The organism is Bacillus methanolicus MGA3, from assembly GCF_000724485.1.
Classification (GTDB): Bacteria; Bacillota; Bacilli; order Bacillales; family Cytobacillaceae; genus Bacillus_Z; species Bacillus_Z methanolicus_A.
Genome location: NZ_CP007739.1, coordinates 3,161,534 through 3,173,208, shown reverse-complemented (window position 1 = coordinate 3,173,208; position 11,675 = coordinate 3,161,534). Strand labels below are relative to the sequence as shown.

15 protein-coding genes are annotated in these 11,675 nt (G+C 39.3%); 13 read left to right on the top strand and 2 right to left on the bottom strand.

Annotated features, from left to right (window positions below; genetic code table 11):
- Window positions 1-215: 215 nt before the first annotated feature.
- From spoIID to BMMGA3_RS17625, 4 genes are all read left to right on the top strand, one after another.
- Complete coding sequence (gene spoIID / locus BMMGA3_RS15365) at window positions 216-1,247, top strand: stage II sporulation protein D (protein WP_003346773.1); 1,032 nt, start codon at window positions 216-218, stop codon at window positions 1,245-1,247.
- A gap of 216 nt (window positions 1,248-1,463) precedes the next feature.
- Window positions 1,464-1,691, top strand: coding sequence for a reverse transcriptase domain-containing protein (locus BMMGA3_RS18540; protein WP_412150520.1), 228 nt, complete (start codon window positions 1,464-1,466; stop codon window positions 1,689-1,691).
- A gap of 93 nt (window positions 1,692-1,784) precedes the next feature.
- The gene (locus tag BMMGA3_RS15355; protein WP_050943000.1) at window positions 1,785-2,627 is read left to right on the top strand and encodes a PAS domain-containing protein; all 843 of its coding nucleotides are present in this window, start codon (window positions 1,785-1,787) and stop codon (window positions 2,625-2,627) included.
- A gap of 150 nt (window positions 2,628-2,777) precedes the next feature.
- Entirely contained in the window at window positions 2,778-2,930 is a 153-nt protein-coding gene (locus BMMGA3_RS17625) for a Spo0B domain-containing protein (protein ID WP_081485649.1), read from the top strand.
- A 637-nt stretch (window positions 2,931-3,567) separates the two neighbouring features.
- Here BMMGA3_RS17625 and BMMGA3_RS15345 read toward each other — a convergent pair.
- Window positions 3,568-4,020 (bottom strand): VanZ family protein, encoded by a 453-nt coding sequence (locus tag BMMGA3_RS15345; protein WP_003346767.1) that lies wholly within the window; start codon window positions 4,018-4,020, stop codon window positions 3,568-3,570.
- A gap of 141 nt (window positions 4,021-4,161) precedes the next feature.
- Between BMMGA3_RS15345 and BMMGA3_RS15340 the strand changes: the two genes are divergently transcribed.
- The 9 genes from BMMGA3_RS15340 to BMMGA3_RS15300 all read left to right on the top strand — a co-directional run bounded on the left by BMMGA3_RS15340 (window position 4,162) and on the right by BMMGA3_RS15300 (window position 10,955).
- A complete protein-coding gene (locus BMMGA3_RS15340) occupies window positions 4,162-5,145 on the top strand; it encodes a stage II sporulation protein SpoIIQ (protein ID WP_003346766.1) in 984 nt (327 codons plus the stop codon).
- Between the two features lie 438 nt (window positions 5,146-5,583).
- A complete protein-coding gene (gene spoIIID, locus BMMGA3_RS15335; protein ID WP_003346764.1) occupies window positions 5,584-5,856 on the top strand; it encodes a sporulation transcriptional regulator SpoIIID in 273 nt (90 codons plus the stop codon).
- Between the two features lie 525 nt (window positions 5,857-6,381).
- On the top strand, window positions 6,382-7,383 hold the full coding sequence (locus BMMGA3_RS15330) for a rod shape-determining protein (RefSeq protein WP_003346763.1): 1,002 nt from the start codon (window positions 6,382-6,384) through the stop codon (window positions 7,381-7,383).
- 170 nt (window positions 7,384-7,553) lie between these two features.
- Complete coding sequence (locus BMMGA3_RS15325) at window positions 7,554-8,393, top strand: flagellar hook-basal body protein (RefSeq protein ID WP_003346761.1); 840 nt, start codon at window positions 7,554-7,556, stop codon at window positions 8,391-8,393.
- 50 nt (window positions 8,394-8,443) lie between these two features.
- Window positions 8,444-9,286, top strand: coding sequence for a flagellar hook-basal body protein (locus BMMGA3_RS15320; protein ID WP_003346760.1), 843 nt, complete (start codon window positions 8,444-8,446; stop codon window positions 9,284-9,286).
- A 15-nt stretch (window positions 9,287-9,301) separates the two neighbouring features.
- Window positions 9,302-9,583, top strand: coding sequence for a DNA-directed RNA polymerase subunit beta (locus tag BMMGA3_RS15315; protein WP_003346757.1), 282 nt, complete (start codon window positions 9,302-9,304; stop codon window positions 9,581-9,583).
- Window positions 9,584-9,736: 153 nt separating this feature from the next.
- Entirely contained in the window at window positions 9,737-10,171 is a 435-nt protein-coding gene (gene fabZ, locus BMMGA3_RS15310) for a 3-hydroxyacyl-ACP dehydratase FabZ (protein WP_003346755.1), read from the top strand.
- 119 nt (window positions 10,172-10,290) lie between these two features.
- Window positions 10,291-10,566 carry a hypothetical protein gene (locus BMMGA3_RS15305; protein ID WP_003346753.1) on the top strand — a complete coding sequence of 92 codons (276 nt, stop codon included), beginning with the start codon at window positions 10,291-10,293 and terminating at the stop codon, window positions 10,564-10,566.
- Window positions 10,567-10,727: 161 nt separating this feature from the next.
- Entirely contained in the window at window positions 10,728-10,955 is a 228-nt protein-coding gene (locus BMMGA3_RS15300) for a hypothetical protein (protein WP_003346749.1), read from the top strand.
- 94 nt (window positions 10,956-11,049) lie between these two features.
- Here the strand turns inward: BMMGA3_RS15300 and BMMGA3_RS15295 are convergent, their stop codons facing one another.
- Complete coding sequence (locus BMMGA3_RS15295; protein WP_003346747.1) at window positions 11,050-11,472, bottom strand: YwpF-like family protein; 423 nt, start codon at window positions 11,470-11,472, stop codon at window positions 11,050-11,052.
- Window positions 11,473-11,675: the final 203 nt, after the last annotated feature.

The window sequence follows — 11,675 nt, the reverse complement described above, 5'->3', positions numbered from 1 at the left end:
ACGTTGCTTTCTTTTTTTAGGGGGCCAGGCCCTCTTAACATAGTAAAGCGTTAAAGCGTTGAGGGACTGGTCCTTGGTGAGGTGGAAGGGATAAAGAGTCCAGAGGTTATCTAAATTTACTGTCATAAATGCTTGTCCGCGCCCATATGAATGAAATGAGACGGGGCTAAGAAAGCCATCAACACGCGTCTACTTTCCATATGGAGGCTTTTGACATGATAAAAATCAAACCTTTCATTACACTAACAGCAATCCTAGTTGTTGTAACACTCATGCTTCCAGCTCTGCTTGTACTCCCTTTTTCGGATGCTAAGACAAGCAGGCAGCTGGGAGAAGTTTCAAAACCCAAACCTGTACATGTACAAGCTGAAAATACCGCAGATGCTGCCATGGAAGTGGCTGTCTATCGCACGGCAAAAAAGAAAATTGAAACACTTCCGCTTGATCAATATTTAATTGGTGTAGTAGCTGCTGAGATGCCGGCTGATTTTCAATTGGAAGCTCTGAAAGCTCAAGCATTGGCTGCCAGAACATATATCGTCAGACAATTGTTAAACAAAGAAAAAATTGGCCTGCCCGAAGGAAAAGCAGATGTAACAGATACTGAAATCCACCAAGTATATAAAAATAATGAAGAATTAAAAAAACTTTGGGGAGTAGACTACAAATGGAAAATAAACAAAATAACTGAGGCAGTTAAGGAAACAAGCGGCCAAATCTTAACGTATGAAGGAAATCCAATTACTCCTACATTTTTCTCGACAAGCAACGGATACACAGAGAATTCCGAAGATTACTGGTCAAACTCATATCCTTACCTAAGAAGTGTTGCAAGCCCGTGGGATAAAAATTCACCAAAATTCATCTCTCAAAAAATCATGTCTGTTGGTGAGTTTGAAGCAAGACTAGGCGTTAAATTGGTTGACCGGAAAAATGTAGGAAAAATCATTGAAAGAACAGCCGGAAAACGTGTAGGGAAAGTAGAAATCAACGGTAAAGTGTTAACCGGAAGAGAAATTCGAGACAAACTGGACTTAAGATCCTCTGATTTTTCTTGGGTTGTAAAAGGAAACAACATTATCATTACAACGAAAGGCTTCGGCCATGGTGTTGGAATGAGCCAATACGGGGCAAACGGAATGGCATCTGAAGGGAAAAACTACAAAGAGATTGTGAAGTACTACTACAAGGGGGTAGAAATCTCAAATTCAGACACCTTGATAACGAAAGTAACAGCAAAGAAATAAGCGGCCGATTCATCGGCCGCTTTTTTGTGGAGCGCGCCCAGCTAGCTGCAGGTTGCTTGTTGGTGTAAGTCCAACCCGAATGCCGGAAAACTGGCTAACTACACCGATGTAAAAGCTCGAGAACTTTGGAAAACACTATACCTTTGCGCCAAGGAAAGCAAAAATCGCCGATTTCATGCGTTATATGACAAAGTCTATCGACCCGACATTAGAAGAGTGCTAAAACTCATCCGAAAGTGGTTAAAAGCAGTGGTTATGGAAGATGGCCAGTTCCGTGACACTGAACTAGGTACGCCGCAAGGCGGGGTGATCTCTCCGCTTTTAGCGAATATCTACTTAAATTACATGGATACCATTTGGGAAAAGCAGTTCTCTAAGAACGAACGCCATTGGAAGAAGAACATCGGAAAGCTGTATTTTGTTTATTTTCCTTCACAAAATTGAAACACTTTTGAATTTGTATTTATTATTTTGCTCTTACAATAAAAGTAAATCATATTTAGGTGAAAAGGTTTAGTAGAAGTGGGGATGTCCACAATGAAAAAACATATATTCAAACTTCGTTTACAAACAACGATTACTTTACTCGTTTCAGGAGTAATCATTTTTTGCTTACTAGTAACCAATTATTTAACGAAACAATACATAGAAGAAACCACGTTAACTCGGATCGAAGAGAAAGCAAGAAATATCTCTAGGACAGTGGCTCTTTCACCTATTGTAATAGATGGATTAAGCGGAAAAAGTGATGAAGCTACCATCCAGACATATACAGAAAAAATCAGAAAAGCAACGGATGTTCTTTTTATTGTTGTGTTGGATATGAATGGAATAAGGAAATCTCATCCTAATCCTAACAAGATTGGAAAAAGGTTTGTAGGGGGAGATGAGAATGCTGTTTTTTCTGGAGAGGAATATAAATCGACCGCAAAAGGGACTCTGGGGATGTCCTTTCGATATTTTACACCGGTGTTTACTGATAATGGAAAACAAGTTGGTGCAGTTGTGGTTGGAATTTTACTAGACGATGTGAAAAACCAAGTCAAACAGAGTGATAGGATCATATTCATTAGTATGTTTCTAGGGATTATGATCGGCTTGATAGGAGCCGTGTTATTAGCTAAAAAGGTAAAAACAATTATGTTTGGGATGGAGCCGGATGAAATTGCAAAATTACTCGAGCAGCGAAGTGCTATGCTGGAGTATGCCAGAGAAGGTGTGCTTGCAGTTGATAAAAATGGAAATATTACTCTGGTTAACCAAGAGGCTACCAGGTTATTTAAAAAGATGGGTATAGATGAAGAATATATAGGTAGAAAAATTGAAGATTTTATTCCTACCTTTCACTTACAGGCTGTAATAGAAAAGGACAGAAAGTAATTGATCAAGAATATTCGCTTAAAGGTTTAATTATCGTGGCTAATATTGTTCCAATTTTTGTCAAAAAAGAAATTGTAGGGGCGGTCGCAACATTCAGGGATAAGACTGACATTAAGATAATGGCGAAACAGCTTACGGGAGTTCGATCGTATGCCGAGGCTTTTGCGTTCACAAACACATGAATTCATGAATAAACTCCATGTCATCCTGGGTATGGTTCATTTGGAGCTTTATGATCAGTTAGTTGATTTTGTGAAAAGTGTAACAAATACATTCCATTCAGAGGTAGGGTTTGTTCCATAAACCTTTTCACCCTTTGTCAACTTCCGTCACTGGATATTTCCAGGATGAAGACTCTAAGAAATGGATTAAAATTAAGGATGGAATGGCCTATTTTACACCGAATAAAATACATCTTGCCTGGAAAAACAGCATAGAAGAGATGATCAAAGTTACCTTTAAAACCAGAATTTATCGATATTATAAAAATATATACGGGTTTTGACGGAAGTTCTCAAATAAATAGTTTCTTCCCTAGGTACAAGTATTTTAAAGGGAAGCTGCTTTTCATTTTATTGTGAAAGATTCTCAAAATATACACTACAAAATTAAAAATAGGACGGAACAATAAAGAGGGGCTGAAACAATCGTGTATATAACACGCTGTTTTAGCCCTTTATGATTAATAAAGTTTGCTTCGATTCGCACCGACGATACACGACGTAGTTTTTTGTCAAGGATTCGCGCAAATCAATTGGACTTTCGCCAAAATCAATGAAGTGTCGCTTAAATCGAGTAACAAATATATGTTATAATTTCTACTCATTATAAACTAGAAGCAGTTGAGCGTGTTATGAAGTATTGCCTATGTTGGCAGTACAGAAAAAGTTGCGATTGACAAGGCGTATGGTAGATTTCTAAGTGAAGATTTAATTGCGACTTATGATATTACGTTCTTTGATCGTTCTTCATCACATTTAGAGAAAGCCTTCAATAGTTTCCCAAACTTAGTAAATCGTTTTTTAAAATAAGCCTGATAAATGAAATAGTAAGCAGCGCAAACTCCCGTTATATCTTTAACTCCGTCAATAATTGTCGCTGACCGGTAAGGTACAAAAGATTGGTGAATTTCATCTGTTATTCCGTATATGCAGGCAATAACCATACAAAAGAGATTACGTTTAATAGAAAAACGCCTAGTTGTTAAAAACGCAAATACAAACAGTACATATAATATCGCAAACTCAACAAGATGGAGGGACTCTTTTACGAACTTATCTATTGGAGAGGAGGGCAGTTCAATAACGGCGTCATCCGGCATGCTTGAAAGGATCCAAATAAGAACCATGTAGATGAAAGGAAGAATCCGGAACAGCCATTTTGCAATTTTCATTACTTCAGCTCCTTTTTTAAAAATTTTTTTATAAAAAATACATAAAAATATCGCACTTGTCGAAAATTAAGTATAAAAAAATTTTTTACAAACGTATATATTTTTTTAGATCTGTTCAGAATGATTGCTGAGGTGATGAAAATGAGAGAGGAAGATAAGAAACGAACTTCTCAAGATTCAAGTTTAAAACGCTTCTTTAGACAGCGTTGGGTATTTCCAGCCATTTATATTGCAAGCGCAGCAATCATTCTAACAGGTGTCCTTTGGTATCAAAGTGTAGGAAAGAATTCTAATTCTGACCAATTTGATTACAAATCGACAGATATGGCAGGCAGAAAACAACATGATCAGCCAGCTGTTGAAGTAAACCGTTCATTAGAAAATTTTGTTATGCCAGTAATGGATCCTGATTCTGCTGTTATTCAAAAAAAATTCTATGATTATAACGGCAAAAAAGAAGATCAGGAAGCAGCTCTTGTATTCTACGATAATGAGTATCATCCAAACACTGGTATTGACATTAAAATGAAAAAAGGTGACACATTTGATGTTGTCGCATCATTGAGCGGAACCGTTACAAAAGTTGAAGAAGATGCGTTATTGGGAAATGTCATTGAAATTGAGCATGATAAAGGAATTGTAACACAATATCAATCCGTTAAGGACATTAATGTCGAGGTTGGCGACAAAGTAGAACAAGGACAAGTTCTTGCAAAGGCTGGACAAAGCTTGTATAACAAAGAAGCCGGAGTGCATGTGCACTTTGAAATTCGCAAAGATAATGTAGCTGTCAATCCACTAGACTATTTTAACAAACCGTTAAGTGCATTACAGGAAGCAAAAGCTCCTGGAAACAGTCAAGTGACAGATGATAATCCTGCTGATGATCAAGGCACTACTGAGGACAACGGAGCCAAAGGAGATACTTCCAACAATAACGGTTCTGATAAAACAGATTCTGGACAAAAGGAAGATGGCAGCGCACAAGATAAAACTAGTGGAGATCAATCTGGTGATCAAGGTCAAGGCGGAGATCAATCCGGTGACCATGGTCATGGCGAAGATCAATCCCCTGAATCTGACTCTGGATCATCCGATGCCTCTCTAAATGGCGTAAACTCATAAAAATATTCTGGACCTTGAAAACCCGCCCCGGCGGGTTTTTTTGTATAGACAGAGGGGCCAGGCCCCCTTATCTAATTAACGCTTTAAAACTTTAATGTGATAAGAGGGCCAGGCCCCTTTTTGACGAATGCCTGTTATATTTTAAAAAAATTGTATAATTCCTTGTCCTGATTGAGTTTTTCGTGCATATTCCCGTATCCAAGCTAATAAACTGATACAAACCTGCAAAGAGAGTGTTTGAGGTGAGGAGTCGTTTGGAAACAACAGGGAAATAGTCGGAGACATGTTTAATCACTGTAAGATCAGAAAGTACATACTTTCTGCCGCACAATGGAGCCTGAAAGGATCTGTTTGTACGTGCGGAACAGCCGTAGTTCAACTAAGCGAAGCGAGTCTCATTTCACACTTCTCACATCCAATTTAGGGAGGGCGAGTGGTGTGCACGATTACATCAAAGAGAGAACTATCAAGATTGGGAAGTATATCGTGGAGACGAGAAAAACAGTTCGCGTGATCGCGAAGGAGTTTGGCGTATCCAAAAGTACAGTCCATAAGGATTTAACTGAGAGGCTTCCAGAAATTAATCCGGAACTTGCAAATGAAGTAAAAGAAATATTAGATTACCATAAATCAATCCGCCATTTACGGGGTGGAGAAGCAACGAAACTGAAGTATAAAAAAGAAGAAAAAGAAGAAGAACCTGTTCAATAAAGCGAAAAAAAAACGCAGGCGAAATCCGGAACATAAGGACGTGCCCCCGGGGAAAGCATGTTTGCCCTCGGCTTGGCACGTTTTTTTATTTTAGTTTAAAATGGAGTATAAATTCCCTAAAGTGGCTCATAAATGCACAAAATTGGCTCATAAAACAGTCTAAATTTTAAAAGCCATGCGTCCAACCCCAACCCAATCCGGCACCGATCTTCCTCCCAAATACCTACAAATTTTGCCTGATTCTTTTCCCGCAACTCTATTTTAGGAAAATTTTCATTGTTTTTCTGACGACAAGTTACTTTTTTCTTCCTTATTGTGATAGAATAAACTATTAGGAAAGAACCTGGTTTATTTTACAAAAGTGAATGCTTGTGCTTAAGGAACTATACATAGCCACATCATTTTGATTTCAGCATGGGAAAGGTCTATGGACGTGTTCTTGAGAGCCGCAGATGAACAAGAGTGAGGGGCGAAAAAGCGTACCTTTTTCGCTGCGCCATAGTCTTAAGGAGGAAAGGAATAGAAATGTTTTCCAGGGATATAGGAATTGATTTAGGAACGGCCAATGTGCTGATCCATGTAAAAGGCCGCGGAATCGTACTAAATGAGCCATCCGTTGTGGCGGTTGATAAAAATACAAATAAAGTTCTTGCGGTAGGAGAAGAAGCGCGCAGAATGGTTGGACGTACGCCGGGAAACATCGCTGCGATCCGACCGTTAAAAGATGGCGTAATTGCTGATTTTGATGTAACAGAAGCGATGCTGAAACATTTTATTAATAAGCTTAATGTAAAAGGGTTTTTATCAAAACCGCGCATTCTAATTTGCTGTCCGACAAATATTACAAGCGTTGAGCAAAAAGCGATTAGAGAAGCTGCTGAAAAAAGCGGCGGGAAAAAAATTTACTTGGAAGAAGAGCCGAAAGTAGCTGCAATTGGCGCTGGTATGGATATTTTTCAGCCAAGCGGAAATATGGTTGTCGATATCGGAGGCGGGACAACTGATATTGCCGTTTTATCAATGGGCGATATAGTAACTTCCTCCTCGATTAAAATGGCTGGGGACAAGTTTGACATAGAAATATTAAATTATATTAAAAAAGAATATAAACTTCTAATTGGAGAACGGACTTCAGAAGATATCAAGATGAAGATAGGCACCGTTTTCCCTGGATCACGCAACGAGGAATTAGATATCCGCGGCCGCGATATGGTAACAGGATTGCCTCGGACAATTACTGTTCGTTCAGCTGAAATTGAACAGGCTCTGCGTGAATCTGTTTCCGTTATTGTTCAGGCAGCCAAAAGCGTCCTTGAACGCACACCACCGGAACTTTCTGCCGACATTATCGACCGCGGCGTTATTTTAACCGGGGGAGGCGCACTGCTCCACGGAATTGATATGCTTCTAGCAGAAGAATTAAAAGTACCTGTGCTAATTGCGGAAAATCCAATGGATTGTGTAGCAATCGGTACTGGAATCATGCTTGATAACATCGACCGTCTTCCAAATAAAAGATTCGGTTAATAGAATAAGTCTGTCGTTTGAGAAGCAGATGCTTCGCCAAGCGGCAGATTTTTTCTTTCTTATACAATATTTTTTCAATATTTGACTTTTTTCTGCAAAAAGATATGTTTCTTCGCCAAAAATTTTTTATAATAGGTGTAAAAGTGCGGTTTCGAAAATGAGGTGGAATAATGTTCAAAGGGTTTTACACCGCTGCGTCTGGAATGCTTTCACAGCAGCGAAAAACGGAAATGCTTTCAAATAACTTGGCAAACGCCAATACGCCCGGCTTTAAGGCGGATCAACCATCAATGAGGGCGTTTCCGGAAATGCTGCTGCAACGGTTAGACCAGCAAAAAATTCCCTCAGAGAATGGCTTGAATCTTCCACGCAATACAGTGATTGGATCGATTAATACCGGTGTTTATATGCAAGAAGCAATACCTGCGTTTATTCAAGGCGACCTTCGAGAAACGGAATTACATACAGATGTTGCCCTTGTTGATATCAATATTCCGGCAAATAAGGAAAACGGCGCAAAGGGCACGGTTCTGTTTACGGTACAAAATCCGAACGGAGAAGTACGCTACACACGGAATGGAAACTTTACAGTCGATGGAGAGGGTTTTTTAACAACAGCAAGCGGCTTGTATGTTTTGAATGATCGGGGAGGCCGCATTCAGCTTTCAAGCGATCAGTTCACCATTAATAGCAAAGGCGTATTAATAGGAGAAAATGGCGAAACGGCAAGACTGGGGATTGGGTTTGCGGAAAATCCTCAGCGCTTAATAAAAGAAGGCGACGGTCTTTACCGGACAGAAGACGGAAATAAGCTTCCGAACGCCTATAACGCAAATGGAGTACAGTTCATGCTTAAGCAAGGGTTTCTGGAACGTTCAAATGTTGATGTGGCAAAAACAATGACAGATATGCTGACTGCTTACCGTGCATTTGAAGCCAATCAGAAAGTCCTTCAGGCTTACGACCGCAGTATGGAAAAAGCAGTAAATGACATTGGCCGCATAGGCTAAAAATAAATAAAATTTGAAAACAGCTGAGACCCGTAAAGGGGGATTTTCATATGAATAGAACAATGATAACGGCAACGAACACACTTGCACAATTGCAAAAACAAATGGATATAATCAGCAACAACCTGGCAAACATTGATACAACCGGTTATAAAAGAAGAGAAGCAACGTTTTCGGATTTGCTTTTCCAGGAGTTCCGCAATCAAACAAATGCAAACGAAGAGAAGAATCGGCTGACACCGCTCGGAATCCGCCAGGGGACGGGTGCAAGGCTTTCCCAATCACAGATCATTATGAAACAGGGAAATTTAAAAACAACCGACCGCCAGCTTGACGTCGCTTTTACAAAAGAAGGCCAATACTTCCGGGTTCTCGTTCAAGATGAAAATGGATCATCCATCCAATTAACACGCGACGGTTCCTTTCATTTATCGCCAATTTCCAAAAATGAAATGATGCTTGTAACAGGGGACGGATATTCTGTTTTAGATGAAAACAATCACCCGATTTATATCACAGGCGATGCTAAAGGCTACACCTTTACAGAAAACGGCCAGCTCGTTGTTGAAAAAACAAATGGGACCAGACAGACCATTAATCTTGGTGTCAGCCTTGTGAAAAAACCGCAATTTTTGGTGCAAAAGGGAGACAATCTTTTAGGGCTGCCGGAAAATTTTGCTGAGCTTGGAGTTTTAAAGCAGGATATTTTAACAGAATTAAATGGACCGCTCCGGGCGCAAATTGCTATGAAGCAAGGTGCTCTAGAACAGTCAAATGTAGACTTGTCGAAAGAAATGACCGAACTGATTAATGTTCAGCGCTCTTATCAATTTCAAGCCAGATCAATCACGATTGCAGATCAAATGATGGGATTAGTGAACGGAATTCGTTAAAAGGGGTATGCAGCAATGTCTATAACCAACAATAACCAAGCAGAAGTCCGAACTCGGGAACAAATAAAGAAAGCGAAACATGAGCAGCATGAACAAACAAAAGAAAAAAGAAAGCGGATCCGTGTTCGGCTAATACCAATTTGGCTGCGGGTTATCATTGTTGCTTTATTGATCGTAGTGAGCGCCATTGCTGGAGCAATGGTCGGCTACGGGGTTCTCGGAAACGGCAAGGTCATTGAAGTTTTTCAAAAATCAACGTGGACTAATATATATGATCTTATTTATAAAGAAAAATGAAAAATGCAAGGGAAGGGTAAATGATCTGGACTCTTTGAGGCAGGTATTGTTTTAAATTCTGCCTTTAACGTTCAGACTGAGAAAACCCTTCCTTTTTGTTTGCGGTTTTGTGTAAAATAACATTATACCTAATATTATGAGGAGGTACTAAAAATGCTCGATATTACAGAAATTAAAGAAATTATCCCACACCGCTATCCATTTTTGCTTGTTGATAAAATTCTTGAAGTCGAAGAAGGGAAAAAAGCAGTTGGCATTAAGAATGTTTCGGCAAACGAAGAATTTTTTAACGGACATTTTCCTGACTATCCTGTTATGCCAGGAGTGCTGATTGTTGAAGCGCTCGCACAGGTAGGAGCAGTTGCCATGCTCAAAAAAGAAGAAAACAAAGGCCGGCTGGCTTTTTTCACTGGAATCGATAACTGCCGTTTTAGAAGGCAAGTAAAGCCAGGCGATCAGCTTCGCTTAGAAGTGGAAATGGTCCGTGTGCGCGGTGCAATCGGCAAAGGCAAGGGCGTTGCAACCGTTGACGGTGAAGTTGTATGTGAAACAGAAATTAGTTTTGCGCTCGGAGAGAAAAAAGAGTAGGGGCCAGACCCCATAGAAAACTCCCTTTCCTATACAAGGTTTTTTGGATTTTGGGCAACATAATTGCAGACCCGTACATACGGTCAAAAGAAACCAATAGAGGAAGGGAGCCATTATTTATGAAGAAAAAGTTTTTACTGTTAATCGCAGGGTCTGTCCTCTCCGCGATTCTTATTGCAGGATGTAATGTCAATAATCAGAATCCGCCTCCGGAGAATCCGGCAAATAACAAAAGCAATAACATTGATAACCTCAATAATCGAAATCTTGATCATAACAATAAGGGCAATATTGGCGATGACGACAATGGCATTATTGACAAAAACAACAAAAATAAAGAGGATATTATCGAAGATCGAAAAGACATTAAAGACAAAGACAACAAAGACGAATAAGGTGAATAATGAAGGAAGCTCTGGCCTTTTCCCGGTATTCAATCGGGGAAAGGCCTTTGCTCATAAAAGGGGGCCAGGCCCTTTACATTTATTTTGTCAAGGGCGTTGCATTTATGGTAATGTAATAGATAAAATATATGTTTGGGAGGAATTTTTACTGAATGTTTAAAGATCTTTCACAGGGCGCAAAAACGAAAAATAAAGCAGATCATCAGATGCCTGCAAGCGAAACGCAGCTTAAGCTCGCTTCAATCCTCTATTATAAAGTTTATGGCACTGAGCTTCCTGACCGGAATTATAATAAACAAGATATCGATTATATCATCGACCAGTTAAACCAAATTCTTGTAAACGGAGAAGACACGCTTAATAATGAGATTGTGCACTAATATTTACATAAAAGGGGCTGGCTCATAAGGGTCGGGCACCGTCCATCAATCATGGAGGGGTCCGGTCTTTTGTTTTTTGAGTCAGCCCTTCTGCTTAAACCTTTTTTATGACTGCTAGCCTTGGCCTGCTTTTCATTTTTTCTTTAAATTCGGATAAGAGGTTGTCTCCACTCATTCCTTTTTTCAGGAGGTCATCAAGCACTAATTCGGCGTATGCGTTTCTTGTACTTTTCAAAGTGCCTTCAAGTAAAACGCTCATATTTTTATCAAACTCTTTTACGGAGTGCACTTTCGTTTGAAACGTTGCAGGACCGTTTTCCTTTTTTGAAATTACTACCTGGACAATCATTTCGTCGCCAGATTTAAAATAGTCAAGATAAGATTTTGAAATATAAGCCTCAATCAGCCACGAACTAAGGTCATCTTCTTTATTAATAATCAGCCCGTCTTGTAATTCAATATCCTTCAAATCCGCACCTTCGACAATTTGCAACGAGATCAGTTTGAACGTTTTCATCCTTTTCCTCCCGTTTTCCATTTCACTGGAAAGTAGTTTTCAAACACTTTTGTACAACCTCTAATATAAAAAATTATAACACAGCCTATAATGAAAACGAATTCTAACCGTGTCGAAAAATATTTGTCGAAAGTAGTAATAACATAATTTTAGGTGTTTCTTCTTTTGAAAATCAAATTTTCCCCAGTGAAAATCCGATTTTT